The organism is Congregibacter litoralis KT71 (assembly GCF_000153125.2).
GTDB lineage: Bacteria > Pseudomonadota > Gammaproteobacteria > Pseudomonadales > Halieaceae > Congregibacter > Congregibacter litoralis.
This window is the reverse complement of the sequence record NZ_CM002299.1, coordinates 1,614,071-1,631,152: the sequence shown is the minus strand read 5'-3', so window position 1 is coordinate 1,631,152 and position 17,082 is coordinate 1,614,071. Positions and strand designations below refer to the sequence as shown.

Below are 17,082 nucleotides of genomic sequence, written 5' to 3'. Positions count from 1 at the left end.
TCAAAATCGCCACGCCGGCAAAGGCGTGAACTGGTCTCCCCTGCGTAACACGAGCACGGGTAATGCTTGACCGTCCTGCCCAGTGTGCGCGGCGACTCTGTCCCGCGCACCTGCGTCGACATTCAGCGTAACCTTGTGTTCTTTGACCCATTGCGGACTGATCTGTTTCGACGCTGCCCATTCGCGTATCAGGGATTCCTCACCGGGGGACACATTGATCAGGTACACATCGATGCCGGAGAATTGCGCTAACTGACTGACAAGACGCTCAAGTACAGCATCGCACTTCGGACATTGCGTGTCGGTAAAGAACAGCACGCGGTCGGCGGGCTGCCACGCCAATTGTTCTAACGCCTCATGGTCTGTCTTGTGGGCATTCAGCATACTGGCGTCAATGAGTAAACCATTGGGATATAAACGTCGCTGGGCTTCATCGTACGCGCGTTGAAATGCCAAAATACGCTCGGCATCCTCACGCATCATTACGGCCCATTGCTCGGCGTACCGCCGCCGCTCTTCGGTACTCCGCGAGTGAATACCGAGGACTTCTATGGGGGACAAGGTTGCGGCACTCACACTCCCGCGAATGCCCTGCTTCAGCACTTCATAACGCTGCCATTCGTTATCATCCAGGCCCCACCGTGCAGCGAGGGAGGCCTGATGGTCTAACTGCTGTGTTGCAGATGCTTCGGTCGTATGTTGTGTAGACACGTGTGAATTCGATTGTTCTCCCGCTCCGGCGAGAGTGGATAAGGCAGTAAGGATAGCGAACCCGACAATCCGAAAAACACGGCCGCGTCCTCTGGCGCTACTGTTCATCGTCAATGACCCTCTGGTCGAGTGGGAAAGTGAGATCACGCTGAGTAATGTGTTCGACCCATGGATTACAGAATTGATCCGAGTGTTTGCGAGTTACTGGGTGAACTTCCGATTCGGATGAAACATTGGAAGAATCTGCTTGATCCTCACGCTTGCTATTTCCTGCTCCAAAAGCCATTACAGCAAACAGCACGAGAGCGACTAAAAAGACGTCCATTACAGCTCTCCTTGTGCCTGTGAAGAATTCTGTACTGTGTTACAACGCTCAAATGACAACAGACGATGTAACGGGTCCTGAACGATGTGAAACTCAGGGCCAACCATAAGTGCTAGCACCTCTTTCAGCGGCATCAGCCCTAGTCGTCGATGGGCTGCGGGTAACGGCAGTTTGAGCATCGAATGTACCTCAGGAGGAATGACGGAGTCGGCGGCGAGGCGGTAGCCCGAATCACGCAGAATCCAACGCAACGCACCACCGAGGCTGGCGATGTTATTGGGTATGGAAACGGCTACAGTCACAGCAAGCAGATCGCGCTGCTCCAACGTCGGCCCAGCTGTCAGTTCTGAATAGCGATCAACCTGGGAGACGGTTTTGCTCGAGGTTATGGGTTGCGCTGCTGCCAGCACTGCATTGTTTGCTATCGCAACAGCCAGGCCGCCCAGCAGCATCAACCTTTGCGTAGAGAATAGACGATGGATTCGCATGGTTTGGCCCTGGCTATGGTGAGGAGCCTCATGATCGCCAAATCGTTCGCGTGCGTGAATGCGTAATCCATGCTCGGGGTGCTGTGCTTTTTTGGGTGACTTATCGCCCAAGATACACAGCACTGATCTGTTCGCGAACATGGCCTAATTCGCGGCTGATGATCAATCGCGCTTGATGATCCTGCTTTCTTTGCTCTGCATTTAAACTCTTTGCGACCGGCCCACCCGCCGCAGGGCACGCCCACCCCGTCAACCGTTGATAGCGAGATTGGGCATAGGCGTGACGTAGTCCGTGCAGCTTCGACAGTCCAGCCAGAGTAGTATGACGTTCGTAGGTGCGCAGTTGCTGAATGTAGTTCTTTTGCGGCGGAATCAATGAACCGGTTCCCGCGAGACGGTGGGCTCGATTCAGCGCTGCGCGCTGCTCCTCGGTGAGCAACGGCACGATCCGCGTCTTGCCCCCTTTCGTCCAGGATGCCTTCAGGCGAACATGATCGCCCTGATCAGCATATGCCGGTATGAATTTGATTGCCTCCTCCCGGCGCAGGCCAAAGACGCGCTGCAACTCCAGGCTGACACGCACGTGGTCATCTCTGATACTCGCCAATGTGTCTCTATCGGCAATAACGGCCTTGGAATCGTTGCTAACGAATTGCCGGTCGGGAATGCCGTAGAAGCTATTAGATCGCGCCACCACATTGGACCGCCCCACTTTGGCAGCCCACCAGCGCAGGCAATTCATGCGATTTTTAATGGTACCGGCCGCCATCCCCTCACCGAACCAACGCTTCACCAATGCATCAACGTGTTTTGGTTTTAATGACTGAGCGGTCATTCGTCGGTACCCCATTTCTTGCAGTTGATTCGCGATTTGATTGAGAATACGCGCCCGGTTAGCCTGCGTGCTGTAGCTGCCATCCCGATTGCGCTGACACATTTTCTTCAATTGGTAGTTCAGGTCTTTCATCGTGTACTTTCCAGTCTGGTAAGTGTTTATGACCAACCGGCAGGCGCGTAGCCTGACCGGGTCCGCTTACGCGGAAGGGTCAAGGGACACTACTCCCCGTTTGACCTGATAAGCCTGGTCACAGGCAACCTGGCTGCTCTTCTGATGAAGATGGTGCCGGGTAAACCAAATGGGCTCAAAAGCCCACATTCAATGGTGAGTGTTTCACCTCCTTTTAAATAGGCGGAACCATCAGTCCGCGTGTTGAAAAAACCGTCAGTAGGACGGCACGTTGGGTTTCGGCTACTTGCGAGCCGGGTTTGAAATGGCTAATGCCACGGTGAAGGGAGGACGAACGTCCTGTTGTTGAAGACCCATTGAAGATGAGCTGCAGTTTTCACTGTGCGCCTTGCAAGCTCTGAGGACGCTAGTGCTGTTTTTTGCCATTTAAGATGGCGAGGGCAACTCCCCCCATCCACGTTACCGCCGTGGCCGCGTTTTGTTCTGCTATCAAGCAATGGCCATCAGTATAGTCAGACCGAATTCGCCGTGAACTCAACAATCCGAGCGCAATCCGTTGTCGTTCGGTGCTCCGCCGCCCTCGTCACTACCCCGCTTCGCTCTGCAGTGACGAGGGCTTCGTTCGTATCAACTGCGACGCCAGGTCTTCGACCTGTCATGGCAGTCGAATAGGCCTATCTACTCTGGCAGTGGTTACAGTGGAACCAGCGACAAAGCGTCAGGTGGGGCCGTAGTGGCACATCGCGGAAGCAAACGGAGCTGGAAGGCGGAGCAGACGGAAGAGAGAGGCGCCACTTTATCCCAAGTGGCCAGGGCAAGGAGCCGATTCACATCGGCGACATTAATCTTCGTTGGGCAGCATGATGGTGACAACAGGTTCTCCGGCATCACCGGGACCCACCATCAGTTTCAAGGTAACCTCCTGAGCTTCCATCGTGCAACCATCACTGGGTACCCGATACAACGAGAAGCGCAGCCGGTCACCGGAATCAGCGGCCGTGCGTATGGCTACAAATGCCATGAATAACACGTCCCACAAGCGACCGGACTCATCCTGATGCATCTGACTCCGGCTATCTTGTTCAGTCCAGGCGACACAATCACACCATGCCGCATGTGTTAGGGCCACCGGCCACTTGAAACCAGCTTCCCGCGCCATATTGGTAACATCGACCAACACACCGTCTTCAATTGCCTGTGCTCGGCTGTAGCATGAGATGACAGGACCAAAGACATCTTGCAGTGAAGTGTTCTCTGTGTTTTTCATAAAGTTTCTCCCTGAGGATATGATTAAAGAGTTCAGGGAGTCCCTCCTTCCCATTGGGAAGCAGAAACTCCCCAGTGGGTTGAGTAAAGGGTGATTTAAAGCAGTCCGCGCTCTGCGAACGACAGTGACTCACCGGCTGTGACGATGAAATGATCCAGCACACGTATGTCTACGAGTGCCAGAGCATCCTTTAACCGCCGGGTAATTGCCTCATCCGCGTGACTGGGTTCGGCAACACCACTGGGGTGATTGTGAAAAAACATCACCGCGGCGGCATTGAGGGTTAGCGCCTGCTGCACCACCACGCGGGGGTACACTGCTGCACCGTCAATCGTTCCCTGGAACAGTTCAGCCGTCTCGATCACTCGATGCCGATTATCCAGGTACATGCAACCAAACACTTCTGCTTTCCGGTCGGCCAACAGCACCCGCAAATAGTCGCGAGTGGCGTTGGGACTGGGCAGCTCGAGCCCCGGTCGATGCAGGTCCTGCAGAACCGCAAGAGCCAGTTCCATCAGAGACTGCTTTTCATTGTCGTTGAGCGTTGCGATCTTCAGCGTCGCCAAACGGTTTTTAGGATTCACCTTTGCAGGCGATGATTTCGAGGCCATGACTGGTCTCCTTCGATGGTGCGGGGAGACCAGTCCCGCGAGGAAGTGGTTTCCTCACGAGATTGAAAGATTGGCAGCATCGGTAGATGCCGCCAGGGATTGTGGCTAGGCGGTGGCATCTCTGGCGACAGGCGCCAGAAACGGTTGTCCGTCGACTTTGATCCACTGGAATCGCAGCAACCGGGACTTCAGACCAATGCCTGTTGTGCCGGCACGTTCACCTTGTTTAAAGGTAAATGCTTCTGCCTGTAAATCGCTGAGGTGAAACCCCACCAACACTTTCATGTCGGCTTCGACTGCAGGCATTAGCTGGCGCACCAGATCCTTCGCTTCTTCGCCCGATACCACACAATCAAAATGGGTATGTTGGACGTTGTCGGCAGGCCCTCGCAATGCGGCGATCGTCACGCTGAGAAAGGAAGATCCATTCTCGAGCGTGACTTCACGCGCACGATTAAGGTAACCAATACCGTGGATATCAAGATCGAAATACTTCGGTTTTTCAGAGGTAGTTTGTCTACTGGTCATAACACATTCTCCTTGAACATAATGAACTGTCAGGGAACGCGATTCCCTGACGGGAAGGCGCTTCCCGACAGGGTGAGTAAAATCAGGGCAAGCCCTGACAATGGATTGACGGTAACCCGCAGTATCGCTTGCACAATCCGACGATACTTGTTGCCACTGAGACCGCAGTGACCACGTATAAAGCCTTTAGAAACCACCTGCTGTGTCATCACAGACATATTGTAGGTACTTGAGCATTCCTCGTGCATTCGCAAAAGCTGCGTGATCGGGAATCGTCTGATTCGGGAACCAGTTGGCTATGTCGGTTGCGAGCGCTGCACTGCCACCACCCACAAATAGCACCTGATCAAGTTCGACACCCAGTCCTAGCTTGCGCCGGGTCTCGGCGTAGAGCAGCTCCACCAGTTCTCGCTTCGCAGCAGCCACCATGGCCGAGATATCATGATCCTTGCCATGCAGGCGTAATCGGGAGCTGTCCACCGCCCTGGCGATACTCTGCTCACCCAGTTCGCTCATATCGAAGGTTTGCTGAATAAGATCAGCGACCCGGGACTTCACATTCAGCATGCCCCGGTTGAGGGACCCGGACGAGCCGTGAACGATGCCTTGATCTTGCACCACCACAAAGTCCGTCGTGCGCCCGCCAATATCAACGATAGCGATGGGTGCACTTAGTCGATCACCATCCAGTGTTACACCATCGGCCTGCGTTACGATGACATGGTCATACCAGGCAGCAAGCGCTTCGGGAATCACCTCATGAAAGGCAACACTGGCACTCAAAATGGATTTGCCCGGTTTTGCGCTGTTCGGCTTAGGTTCAACCGATAGCTTCAGACTCTCGCACTTTCGATCGATCTCCTGTTGACGCAGCTGGCCGTCGTGGCGGTAGTACGCAGAGACAGGTAAGCCCGTCACAAGATGAATAGAACGGCCCGACAAGCCCGCCTGTTGGAAGGCGTGCTGTACAATCACGCGATTGAGGGCAGAACTGGGGTATTCGTCGAACTGTGTCGCCTCACCGTCGACGGCACCCACCGAGTAAACGGTTCCACCGGTCTCGTACTCAAAAATCCGTTGCTCCTGCTCTCGAATCCAGGTGACACCAGCAGAGCCAATTCGCGCTCTGGAGGGCGCACTAAACAGCCGCCCATCGGCTAACGCCACCTTGGTATAGGCATACCCGTCATCAAGACCCACCTGAACGACAGACATAGGATCCGAGGTCAGTTGCGAAGTTTTGTCAGCCTGTGTTGGCTTTTTATCGATGCGTTCTGTCACAGTCTATTTCCTCGAAATCAATCCCTGTACGCTAATGGCCTATAACGCTTCGCAGCTGCGCAAAGGGCTTTTCACAATGGGCATTGGGGCTACTCTGGGCGTTTTCAGCGCATTGCTGGTCGCCAGACCCGGGTGATGCACCGCTTTTGGAACTACGTGCACCACTGCGCGTCGCTGGCATACGCCAATGCAAATATCGGCGTTCGGCATCATCTTGCTGAGGGATCGGCGGTGCTTGCGATTTGATAACCTGACACTCCGTATTGAAGCCAGTCATCAGCAAGCCTCTTAACCAATCTTTTCGCCGCCGCTGCGGCAATCGCTGTAAACGATTGAGAATCATCGCTTCCAGGGGAATACGCGTATCGAGAATGATATTCAGGCGTTGTTGAGTCGCGGCTAGCATGGCAGCTATCCATCCTGGCAAGCAGGATTACAAGTCGCACTCGCACGCTGGAATGTGACGGGGCGTAGCGAAGGTAGTTTGTCACCGTCGAGTATCTCCTGTGGCAAGTCCCCCATACATTCACGCGCTTTCGCTGCTCGCGCGGTGCCTTGATGTATGTCGCTTCGACTGACCTCCAGATACTGGTAGCTTTGGGGCAGTGCAAATACGCGCCGCAGCCACCGGCCACTCCCACTCACCTGTTCAGCGATATCCGCCGGTGAATCCATGCCCAAATGTCGGACTGTCATCCAAGCGCACATCATGCGGTCATAGTCAGCAAGCATCTGCGCCGCCCGAAAAGCATAAGGATTGGCAAACTGTAGCGAAACTCGCTGGGGTCGACTCGACTGCGCAAAGGTCACGTCGAAGCACTCGACGCTGACCAGCACGGCCTGAAGTTGTTCCTGCAAGCGATTTAACTGCGTACGCGCATCACCAATACTGGCTTCCACCTTGATCAGCCACCAGTCGGCGAATGGGTCATCCGATCGGATGGCTTGCCAGAGCACCTTCAACCGCTCTGCAAAACCAACCAGGCCCATAATCGCCGGCTTGCCTTCGCCGCCACGCCTTCCCCGGATCAAGCTTTGGGCCTGATAGGTCTGGACGTTCAACCAGACCTCGCCACGCAACGCGCCGGGACCCGTTTTATCCGGTTGATCAACAGGCTGTTCGCGAGGGATGTCGTCATGAGTATTCATCAGCGCGGTTCCTATCAATTTTTCACCACGCTATGAACCCACGAATCCCTCCCGCCGACCACGGAGTATCTCGCCAAGTGCCGTGGAGGTTTACGTCCTGCTATGAGGTATTGGTCCTTCAAACTGGTGACAGTGGAACCACCTCAAGAATGGCGTTCCATCCACGCTTCAACAACTGGACGGCAGGCAGATGGGCTGAATCAGGAATCATCCTTCGCGTTGAATGAGAGACGCAGTTTGGCAATTTGTTCGATGCCATAGGCCCGCGAGCGTTCGCGTTCCTCAGCCTTGAGTGCCTCTTGCTGTGGATCCACAGGTGGCGGAGCTGACTGGGCACGAGACAATCGGCCTTCTGCCACCTTGATGCCAAGATTGGGTATAAATTCACCCTTGTCCGCGGCCTTGCACAGCGAATGCAGGAAACGCAATTCGTCGTAGACCGGTTTCATCCCTCTTTGCTCTGAGTCCAGCCGACCCTGCAACTCATCCAAGACAGACTGACGAGCCTCGGGGGCGATCATGCCAAGGTAACGATCTGCCAGCAGTCTCTGGTTTTCCGACAGCCGGGGCGGATAAATCAGGGGTTTATCAGAACATGAGCTTGCTGCCGGTAAAGCACTCTCGTTGCTGTTGGCATTCTGCGTAGGGGTTGTTGTTGTAGTTGTTTTATAATTACTACTACAATCACTACTGTAGTGTACTTTTTCCTCCGTCTTTGAATTTTGGTCACGGTCACCGGCCCCGCCAGATCTCTGAGGCGACGGCTGTTTAAGTCGGTTAACAGATGCGCCGGTGAAGGCGAAGTAGCGACTCGAGCCGTCTGTGTTTTTTCCTTTCTCTGCCAGAAACTGCGCCGCACGCAGACGACGCTCCGACCCCGCCTCTCTTTCCGCAAGGTTTTGTCCGTCCCGAATAGTTTCATCCAGACTGTCTGATATGCCCTGCGCAACGAGACGCACACGTCCGTGGTGATGTTGCTGAGACTGACTGACAAATGCCATATAGGCATCGTCAAGATGCAGGGCGTCAACCAGCGGCAAGGGCTCGTCGTGCAGAACGTAGATATTGCCGGTAAAGCGGCCGGATTTTTGACGTAGCCTGGCATATAAGGTTAGCCAGCGGGTGAGCCGCAATATCGCAATCGCCCGCGATACGGTTGACGTGGAGGAAACGTTAGTCTGGTTAGCAATGGTGTCGTAATCCGGGAAAGCCGTTCGTCCTCCGGTTTCTCTGGCGTGAGACATAATGACCATCCACACCACTTTATCTACCGGCTCCAGGATGGGATCCTGAATCACCATGGCGGGAACCGCCTGGTGCCAATTGCCCACAAATAACATAGCGTCGGACGACGCTACTGCACCCTCACCTTTGAATTCCGCAATGGTTGCTTTGATTAGGGCATCGAGGGCAACTGTTTCCGGTCGCGGTACGGCATCGTCATGGGCCATGCTCGATGACCTGATTCGCTCCGGCGCCTGCCATAGGCTCGCCGTATGCCTCCCACCGTTGCACCAGTGCCCAAATACACCGTAGCGCGATGTCCGTCTCGTGGTAGAGACCGAGATAGTCTACTGCCGCCAGCGGGGCTTCCGCACACGCCTGAACCCGTTCCTGCCAGGCATACCACAGTGTATGGGTATCGGTCTCATCGAGCTCAGGCGGTCTTCCCACAGAGGGCGCGAGCGTCAGCACTCGACGCCATCGCGTGTACTCACGTGAACTCATCCCAAACAACTGCTGCATCATATCCAAGGGGGCATCGGCCACTATCAGCGTGCGCTGTAGCTCTTCAGACTCCCGCTGATGGCGCAGGTGTGCCAGCATGGGCCAGAACACCTCCCTGTCCAGGTCTATCTTCAGACAATGCACGCGGAGCGCATCGGCTCGATACAGGTCAGCCAGGTTGATCCCCTGTAAAGCATCCAGCTCCTTGGGACCGAAATTCATGCTTCGCAGGGCCTGCTGGTCACCTTCGGCCAAGCAACGGACCGCGTACAGGAGAACGGCAGAGGTGAGATCCGCTTCCTTATTTGATGACATCAGCTGTCACCTTCCGCGGTGTCCCACAACGCCAAGCCAGCATCAAAGGCACACCGTTTTAGCGTACGATAAGTCTCCATCATCTGCAGCAGAAGCCGCCAATCCTCGGGATTGAGCTGCTGCCAAAACTGGCAGCCCATGTGACCAGGGTCTAGCGTCCAAACATTGCTAAACAACAACTCCGCATCCTGCGATGCCAGTGCCCGGTGCAATATCGAGAACTCGTCAAGGTCATTCAGGAGGACATCCACGGGAGCCGCGGTAACCTCCGAGCAGGCTGCCAGTTGCCACCACAGTAAGGACACCATTGCGAGCATCTCCTGATCCAGTGTTTCCGTCAGTTCCGCGGGCGGGACATCGGTCACTAAAAAACCCATGCCGTGATCTTCAAGTGGTATGACGCGATCGCCCAAGCCATGATGTTCCGCCAAGCGCAAAGCGGTGGCATACAGGTGGCGGCGCAATGAGGGAATATCCAATGAGTTCAGGTCTCGAGTACTCGTTACACTTTCGGCAGAGCCCTCGGTGGTGTTACTCAAGTTGTCCGGTGATTCACCTTCTTCAATTACTGGGCCTGCTGGCGCAGTTTGATGGGACGGCGACGTGTAGGCGGTTGTGCTTTTACCCGACGCTTCACTCGAGGCCACTAGTTTGTTTGGCTCGTCCTTTGGCTGCGCGTCATCGCAGTCTTGTTCGGGAGTGGAGGGATATTCAAATGGGCGGCCTGCCAGGCAGGCTTCAATTTCGAGATGGATGATGTGCTCACTCTGCTCTGACTCCACTGCGATCTCATGTTGCAGCGCATGGCGCAGTGGTTGGATATCCCACTCACTGCCATCGTAGCGCCGACACAATTCAGCGAATACATCATCAAACAGGCTTTCATCGCCCAGTTGGCGATGTAGCCAGATGTGGCGAGCCGCACGCTCCAAAGCCCGAATCTTTTCTATCTGAGGGCGACCCAGGCCGGCACTCAATGCGGTTGGCATCACCGGCCACAGTGTCTGAACGGCGTACCCCATTTTAGAGATCATACTGTGACCGAGGCTGAAGCCTCGCTCCCTGAACAGGGTTTCCAGTTGCCGCTGTGAAAGAGTCTCCACGGACAGTTCCGCTTCGAGCAACGATTTGGCGTCAAACACGGCATGCGCTTTATCGATAAAGGGCAGACTGCCGCGCAGTTCATTCTCCCGCAGGTGCGCGAACAACAACGCCGACTCCTGGGACCAGCCTCTGACCACACAATCTATCCAGTAAAACTGCTCTTCCCCTGTCTCCTCGTACAATTCTTTAAGGATACTCAGCCGGGTATTGCCCCCGGCATGAAGCACATAGTCAGCCGCGCCGGGTTCCTGCGAGATCACTAACGGCTGATCCAGACCGCCGGCACGGATAGACGCCTTGATACGGTCATACTCCGGATTTTGCTGACGGCGGGGATTGCGCCCGTAGTGGTGAATACGGGTGACCTCGATGCGTGTGGCAACGACATCGTCGGGTGTGGACGCAGCGGTCGTGGAAGATCGATTATTCTGTGGCATCGACGTCACACACCATTGCAGGCCGTTGCTGCGCTTCTTGTTCCTCTACCCCATAAAAGATTTCGGGGTGGCGTACCATTGAGGCGCGAGGCACGGGGTGAAGTCGCCCCCCCGATGCTTCTGCAACCAGTCTCGTCGATTGTTCGATCTGGGTTGCCAGCAAGGGGCTGGCGTAACGGTGGTTGCCCGCGATCTGGTAAAGGTAAGACACCGAATCATTGCAGGCGACGGCGACTTCTGCTCGCTCCCTCTTCGTTGCCATCTTGAGAAAATACTTTAGCTCCATGCGAATATACATTCGCACCGAGCAAATTGACCGACAAGCTAACGTGATAACTTTTTATTTATCATTTTGCTAAATTTTGCTAAACTACCTCAATGACAAGAAAACATATCCCTATTCGACTCAAGAACCTTGAGGCCCTCATTCGCGAAGCGGGTTCAGCCGTGCGCCTGGCGCGTGCCGCAGGAACCAACAGCTCCTACCTCAGTCAGGTGCGCAATCAGCTCCCTACCAAGAAGGGAACTCCGCGCGCAATCGGGGATGATCTGGCGTCCAAATTAGAGGCGGCGATGAACAAGCCTCCAGGGTGGATGGACGAGGAACACCCTACTGGCCCAGATCTGACAGCCGAGCGCGACGAATCCAATACAGGCAGTCAGCATCGGTTAATACCGTGGGACCAGGTCGGCAAGGGGCACGATATTTCAGAAGACCTGCCACCCCCATACGGCACAACGCTTTTACGGTGTCCCGTAGAATGTAGCCCGGAGACCTTTGTGCTGCGCGTGCGCGGTGCGAGCATGGAGCCCAAATTCCGGGAGGGCGAATTGATTTTCGTTGACCCACAGGCACCAGTCGAACACGGTAAGTTTGTCGTGGTTCGGCTGGAAGAGTCCAATGAGGTGACGTTCAAGCAACTGATCCTGGAAGAAGGAAAGAAGTATCTCAAAACGCTGAACCCGGACTGGCCCAATCGCATTATTGAGGTGAACCCGGACACCCCGATTTGCGGTGTCATTATCTTCAAGGGAGAGGCGCTCTGAACGGCCTCACCTCCCTAAGCGATACGCGTCAAGAACCCAGCCAGTGGGGTTAAACCAAGATACAAACATAGTGGACCGGCTTTTCACTGCAGACAGTCCCACTCCTCAGGACCCCTAAAACCATCAGAAGACCCGGCAAGATATTTATCACCTTGCTAAATATTCTCTTTTGCCTAAATGATTTGCACAGTGCTAATGTTCAGTTATCACAACCACACAATTCTGAGAGGTGCCGTCAGGGGCAACAGAAACAATCAATGGATGCTGGAACCCAAAACCGCCCAAGCAAGACATTAATAAACCGAAAAACACTTCTGGCGATGATCCCACTGTCAGATCGCGCCATTTACAACATGGAAAAACGCGGCGACTTTCCGCGCCGAATCGTACTAACAAGTCGCAATGTTGCGTGGGACCTGGCCGAGGTAGAGGATTGGATTGAGTCGCGCATAGAGTCCGAGGATCCAGCACACCGTCCTGGATTTACTGCCGCTTCATAGTAGTCCAATCGTCAATCATATCTGCCCAATCTTGTAACATCGCAGCCCGCTGCTCCCGGTACTCGGCTTTGTTATAGATCGCCCGCACGCCTTTCTGCTCGTGTGCAAGACACTTTTCAATCCAGTCGGTGTTATACCCAGCCTCGTGCAGTAGTGTGCTGGCCGTGCGACGCAGGTCGTGAGGACCGAATTTCCCAAGCGGTTCATCATTCTTTTGTGCCGCCTGGTAGGTCAATGCTAGAACGCGATTCATCGTTGCTGCACTCATAGGCAAGTCTGAATCATACCGAGAGGGAAGTACGAATTCAGAACCGCCGGCAAAAGTCTTGAGTGCGATAAAAATATCCAACGCCTGACGAGACAGAAACACCAAGTGCGGATTGCGTCGTTTCATACGCTCTTTTGGAATCGTCCAAAGCGCTTCGCTGAAACTGATCTCCGACCAAGTAGCGTTGGACAGCTCGGACTTCCTCACCATGGTCAGCAACAGCAACTTGATAGCAGCTCTATATTGGGGCGACGTTCCAACTCGGTCCATGTACCGATACATCAGACCAATCTCTGGAGGACTCAAAGCCCGATCGCGAGGTTCAAACCTGGCGATACTGGTAGGCCGAACCAGCTCCGCAGGATTCTCTACTTTCTGTCCGCGCTCGATCGCCCAACGATAGACCTGCATTACCACCTCTCGGGCGTGAACTGCTGTTGCTGGCGCCCCTCTTTCTACTATGGCATCGGTTACAGCCCGAAGATCCTCATGCGTGATCTCAGACAATTTCTGATTACCAAAGCGCTTCTTCAATTCACGGTTGTAGACTGACTTACGCATGTCACGCGTCGAATCAGCCATCTGATAACCACGCATCCATTTCTCGGCCCATGCACCAAACGTTTCGGCATCTTTTACGCGCGTCTTGTCGCGTGCTTTTTCTCTGGCCGGTGACTTCCCTGCAACGATCATCTTTTTTGCTTCGCTGAGTCGCTCTCGTGCTTCTGACAACGTGACACCGCGCTTGCCATACCGGCCGATCGTCAAGGTCTCCTGTCGACCGCTGATCGAGTAGTTGTATCTGAAGGAAATGCCGCCCGCTGGTGTCACAGCCACGTAGAGCCCATCGCGGTCATTGACCTTGTAGATCTTGTCCTTTGGCTTCAAGTTGCGCAGCTTGGTATCTGTCAGCATCACAAGTCCTCCCGTAGGAAAAATACCATGATCCAATATGGTATATTTATCTCGTATATTTTCTTTTATATCAGGGAGTTAACTGAATCTAATACCATGAGTGCACTTGAAAAAGTAGCATGGTATTTTTTCTTGGCCCTGACATTCCAAAGAACAGTACCATGTTTTATACCATTGAAAAAGTTTGCTTGGAGGTGCCAGAGAGTGCCAGTCGTTGCTAGACAAAAAGGAGAATAACTCTATTTTTATAGTGTTTTCATGAGATTTTTTGCTTGCAGGTGCCAGCCAATGCCAGACGTGAAATCATTCCCACTCAATGGTCGCCGGCGGCTTCGAACTCACGTCATAGGTCACCCTCGACACGCCGGTGATCTCATTGATAATACGGTTGGAGACTTTCTCCAAAAGCTCGTAAGGCAGGTGCGCCCAACGCGCCGTCATAAAGTCCACGGTCTCTACTGCGCGCAAAGCAATCACGTACTCGTAACGCCGCGCATCACCGACGACGCCCACGGACTTCACCGGTAAAAACACCGCAAAGGCCTGGCTGGTTTTTTCGTACCACCCGGCGGCGCGAAGCTCTTCGATGTAAATAGCATCGGCCCGTCGCAGTATCTCCGCGTAGGCGTGCTTCACCTCACCGAGAATACGAACGCCCAAGCCGGGGCCCGGGAAGGGGTGCCGGAATACCATGTCATGAGGTAAACCAAGTTCCAGTCCGATTTTGCGTACTTCGTCCTTGAACAATTCTCTCAGAGGCTCTACCAGTTCAAGAGCCATATCTTCCGGCAGCCCACCGACATTGTGGTGAGATTTAATAACATGCGCCTTGCCGGTCTTTGCGCCCGCGGACTCGATAACATCGGGATAAATCGTGCCCTGGGCGAGCCAGCGCACGCCCTCGATTTTTGCAGCTTCTTCGTCAAACACCTCGATAAAAGTATTGCCGATAATCTTGCGCTTCTCCTCGGGATCACTGACCCCCGCCAAACGGTCGAGAAACAGCGCTTCCGAATCGCTGCGGATGACCTTGACCCCCATATTGCGGGCGAACATCTCCATAACCTGATCGCCCTCGTGGAGGCGCAGCAGACCGTTATCCACGAACACACAGGTGAGCTGATCGCCGATGGCCTTGTGCAAGAGCGCAGCCACCACAGAGGAATCGACGCCCCCCGAGAGGCCTAAAAGCACGTGATCCCCGCCTACGGTCTCGCGCACGCGGGCGATGGCGTCTTCCACAATTCGAGCGGGAGTCCAGAGCGCTTCGCAACCGCAGATTTCTATAACAAAACGCTCAAGAATACGGGTGCCCTGGAGGGTGTGCGTCACCTCCGGGTGAAACTGGATACCGAACCAGGGCTGCGAACCGTGTGCCATCGCCGCAATGGGACAGGAGTCAGTTGAGGCCACGCAGGAAAAATCCTTCGGAAGTGCCGTCACCTTGTCACCATGACTCATCCACACATCCAGGAGGCCATCGCCGTGGTCCGTCATATGATCACGAATATCGTGTAAAAGAGCCGTCTCACCCGCCGTGCGGATCTGCGCGTAACCAAACTCACTGGTATCAGAGCCCTGCACCTCACCGCCAAGCTGTGCGGCCATGGTCTGCATACCGTAGCAGATCCCCAGAAGAGGCCAATTACCTTCGAAAAGACACGCAGGGGCACGAGGAGAACCCTCCTCCGTGACCGACTCGGGTCCTCCCGACAGAATCACTCCACTGGGTGCAAACTCACGCAGCTCTTCTTCGCTGATATCCCAGGCACGAATCTCCGAATACACACCCACTTCCCGCACACGCCGGGCGATCAACTGGGTGTACTGGGAACCAAAATCCAGAATGAGGATCCGGCTGGCGTGGATATCAGTCATACGCAGCTTCGCTGTTCAATGTTCTATTAATACAAGGCTTGCAGAGGGCGTCGCCCCCAAAAAAAGCCTAGCTCACCGGGTAATTGGGCGCTTCTTTAGTGATGGATACATCGTGTACATGGGACTCTGACATACCGGCGGCGGTGACACGCACAAAGCGCGGCCGGCTTCGCATGGTCTCGATATCAGGGCTGCCGGTGTAACCCATGGAAGAGCGCACACCACCCATAAGCTGGTGAATAATTGCCGTGGCCGACCCCTTGTAGGGCACCCGGCCCTCGATCCCCTCGGGAACTAGTTTCTCCGCACCCTTGGTGGCATCCTGAAAATAGCGATCAGAGGATCCCTGCTTTGACGCCATCGCTCCGAGGGAGCCCATGCCCCGGTAGGACTTGTAGGTTCTCCCCTGATAAAGCTCCACCTCGCCCGGCGCTTCTTCCGTACCGGCGAGCATGCTGCCCATCATGACGGCGTGGGCCCCGGCAGCGATGGCCTTGGCGATATCGCCGGAAAAACGAATGCCGCCGTCAGCGATGACGGGGATGTCGTAGTTGTCTTTGAGGGCCGCCACAGCCTCAGCAATGGCAGTTACCTGGGGAACGCCGATACCTGTGACGATGCGCGTTGTACAAATAGATCCCGGGCCGATACCCACTTTCACGGCATCGGCGCCCGCCTCTGCCAGCGCTAACGCCGCTTCGCCGGTGGCGATGTTGCCGCCGATAATCTGAACACCCGGATAGGCTGCCTTGATCATTTTTACGCGCTCAAGAACATTGCGCGAGTGACCGTGCGCCGTGTCCACCACCAGCACGTCAACACCCGCTTCCATGAGGGCGGCTACCCGCTCCTCCGTATCGGCACTGGTGCCCACGGAGGCTCCCACGCGCAAACGACCATAGCTGTCTTTACAGGCGCGGGGATAGTTCTCCGCCTTGTCGAAGTCCTTGACGGTGATCATGCCGCGCAGATCGAAGTTATCATCAACGACGAGGATCTTTTCGATGCGATGCTGGTGAAGAAGCCGCTGCACTTCAGCGGAATCCGCGCCCTCGTTGACCGTTACCAGCTTGTCCCGCGGCGTCATAAGAGAAGCCACGGGCTTGTCCATCTCGGTCTCAAAGCGCATGTCGCGGCGGGTCACAATACCCACGAGATCCTCGCCAGCAAGCACCGGTACACCGGAAATACCGTTCGCGGAGGTCAGCTCGATGAGCTGCGCCAGCGTGGCATCCTGCTGAATCGTGATGGGATCTTTTACAACGCCACTTTCGTACTTCTTAACGCGAAGTACCTCAGCGGCCTGTTCGGCAATCCCCATGCTTTTATGGATGATACCGATGCCGCCCTCCTGCGCCATGGCAATAGCGAGACGGGCCTCGGTTACGGTGTCCATGGCCGCAGACACCAGGGGCAGATTTAGATTAATCTCTCGGGTAAGACGGGTCTGCAGCGACACATCGGTGGCCACGACCTCGGAGTAGCCGGGCAGCAGGAGAACATCGTCAAAGGTCAGCGCTTCCTGTTCGATACGCAACATGGTGGTTCCTCCAGACGCCTTTC

Annotated in this window: 19 protein-coding genes; 2 read left to right on the top strand and 17 right to left on the bottom strand. The window is 55.0% G+C overall.

Annotation, left to right across the window (positions count from 1 at the left end; all coding sequences use genetic code 11):
* From KT71_RS07470 to KT71_RS07410, 14 genes are all read right to left on the bottom strand, one after another.
* The gene (locus tag KT71_RS07470; protein WP_202962400.1) at positions 1 to 711 is read right to left on the bottom strand and encodes a TIGR03759 family integrating conjugative element protein; all 711 of its coding nucleotides are present in this window, start codon (positions 709 to 711) and stop codon (positions 1 to 3) included.
* Between the two features lie 97 nt (positions 712 to 808).
* Positions 809 to 1,036, bottom strand: coding sequence for a hypothetical protein (locus KT71_RS07465; protein ID WP_023659422.1), 228 nt, complete (start codon positions 1,034 to 1,036; stop codon positions 809 to 811).
* Positions 1,036 to 1,524 carry a PFGI-1 class ICE element type IV pilus protein PilL2 gene (pilL2, locus tag KT71_RS07460; protein ID WP_023659421.1) on the bottom strand — a complete coding sequence of 163 codons (489 nt, stop codon included), beginning with the start codon at positions 1,522 to 1,524 and terminating at the stop codon, positions 1,036 to 1,038. The genes KT71_RS07465 and pilL2 overlap by 1 nt, the downstream gene beginning before the upstream one ends.
* Before the next feature lie 100 nt (positions 1,525 to 1,624).
* Positions 1,625 to 2,491, bottom strand: a complete 867-nt coding sequence (locus KT71_RS07455) for a phage integrase N-terminal domain-containing protein (RefSeq protein ID WP_008296050.1) — start codon at positions 2,489 to 2,491, stop codon at positions 1,625 to 1,627.
* 841 nt (positions 2,492 to 3,332) lie between these two features.
* The gene (locus KT71_RS07450; protein WP_008296051.1) at positions 3,333 to 3,758 is read right to left on the bottom strand and encodes a DUF6573 family protein; all 426 of its coding nucleotides are present in this window, start codon (positions 3,756 to 3,758) and stop codon (positions 3,333 to 3,335) included.
* A gap of 95 nt (positions 3,759 to 3,853) precedes the next feature.
* Positions 3,854 to 4,369: a RadC family protein gene (gene radC / locus KT71_RS07445; protein ID WP_008296052.1), complete on the bottom strand. Its 516-nt coding sequence runs from the start codon at positions 4,367 to 4,369 to the stop codon at positions 3,854 to 3,856.
* A gap of 105 nt (positions 4,370 to 4,474) precedes the next feature.
* Positions 4,475 to 4,897, bottom strand: a complete 423-nt coding sequence (locus KT71_RS07440; RefSeq protein ID WP_008296053.1) for a DUF3577 domain-containing protein — start codon at positions 4,895 to 4,897, stop codon at positions 4,475 to 4,477.
* Between the two features lie 186 nt (positions 4,898 to 5,083).
* Entirely contained in the window at positions 5,084 to 6,178 is a 1,095-nt protein-coding gene (parM, locus tag KT71_RS07435; protein ID WP_008296054.1) for a ParM/StbA family protein, read from the bottom strand.
* A 31-nt stretch (positions 6,179 to 6,209) separates the two neighbouring features.
* Positions 6,210 to 6,584 (bottom strand): hypothetical protein, encoded by a 375-nt coding sequence (locus tag KT71_RS20440; RefSeq protein WP_023659419.1) that lies wholly within the window; start codon positions 6,582 to 6,584, stop codon positions 6,210 to 6,212.
* 5 nt (positions 6,585 to 6,589) lie between these two features.
* Positions 6,590 to 7,327 (bottom strand): PFL_4669 family integrating conjugative element protein, encoded by a 738-nt coding sequence (locus KT71_RS07430; protein ID WP_008296055.1) that lies wholly within the window; start codon positions 7,325 to 7,327, stop codon positions 6,590 to 6,592.
* Positions 7,328 to 7,527: 200 nt separating this feature from the next.
* The gene (locus KT71_RS07425; protein WP_008296056.1) at positions 7,528 to 8,778 is read right to left on the bottom strand and encodes an STY4528 family pathogenicity island replication protein; all 1,251 of its coding nucleotides are present in this window, start codon (positions 8,776 to 8,778) and stop codon (positions 7,528 to 7,530) included.
* A complete protein-coding gene (locus KT71_RS07420) occupies positions 8,768 to 9,370 on the bottom strand; it encodes a DUF2857 domain-containing protein (RefSeq protein WP_008296057.1) in 603 nt (200 codons plus the stop codon). Before KT71_RS07420 ends, KT71_RS07425 begins: the two co-directional genes overlap by 11 nt.
* Positions 9,370 to 10,911: a ParB family protein gene (locus KT71_RS07415; RefSeq protein WP_023659418.1), complete on the bottom strand. Its 1,542-nt coding sequence runs from the start codon at positions 10,909 to 10,911 to the stop codon at positions 9,370 to 9,372. Before KT71_RS07415 ends, KT71_RS07420 begins: the two co-directional genes overlap by 1 nt.
* Positions 10,898 to 11,197: a hypothetical protein gene (locus KT71_RS07410; RefSeq protein WP_202962399.1), complete on the bottom strand. Its 300-nt coding sequence runs from the start codon at positions 11,195 to 11,197 to the stop codon at positions 10,898 to 10,900. The genes KT71_RS07415 and KT71_RS07410 overlap by 14 nt, the downstream gene beginning before the upstream one ends.
* A gap of 92 nt (positions 11,198 to 11,289) precedes the next feature.
* Between KT71_RS07410 and KT71_RS07405 the strand changes: the two genes are divergently transcribed.
* Both KT71_RS07405 and KT71_RS20040 read left to right on the top strand, forming a co-directional pair.
* The gene (locus KT71_RS07405; RefSeq protein WP_008296060.1) at positions 11,290 to 11,958 is read left to right on the top strand and encodes a S24 family peptidase; all 669 of its coding nucleotides are present in this window, start codon (positions 11,290 to 11,292) and stop codon (positions 11,956 to 11,958) included.
* A 257-nt stretch (positions 11,959 to 12,215) separates the two neighbouring features.
* Positions 12,216 to 12,458, top strand: coding sequence for a helix-turn-helix transcriptional regulator (locus KT71_RS20040; protein ID WP_008296061.1), 243 nt, complete (start codon positions 12,216 to 12,218; stop codon positions 12,456 to 12,458).
* On the opposite strand, the gene KT71_RS07395 is transcribed toward KT71_RS20040, so the two are convergent.
* The 3 genes from KT71_RS07395 to guaB form a co-directional block, all read right to left on the bottom strand.
* A complete protein-coding gene (locus tag KT71_RS07395) occupies positions 12,442 to 13,641 on the bottom strand; it encodes a tyrosine-type recombinase/integrase (protein WP_008296062.1) in 1,200 nt (399 codons plus the stop codon). The genes KT71_RS20040 and KT71_RS07395 overlap by 17 nt on opposite strands.
* 303 nt (positions 13,642 to 13,944) lie before the next feature.
* Positions 13,945 to 15,519 carry a glutamine-hydrolyzing GMP synthase gene (guaA, locus tag KT71_RS07390; protein WP_008296063.1) on the bottom strand — a complete coding sequence of 525 codons (1,575 nt, stop codon included), beginning with the start codon at positions 15,517 to 15,519 and terminating at the stop codon, positions 13,945 to 13,947.
* 67 nt (positions 15,520 to 15,586) lie between these two features.
* Positions 15,587 to 17,059 carry an IMP dehydrogenase gene (gene guaB / locus KT71_RS07385; protein ID WP_008296064.1) on the bottom strand — a complete coding sequence of 491 codons (1,473 nt, stop codon included), beginning with the start codon at positions 17,057 to 17,059 and terminating at the stop codon, positions 15,587 to 15,589.
* Between the last annotated feature and the right edge of the window lie 23 nt (positions 17,060 to 17,082).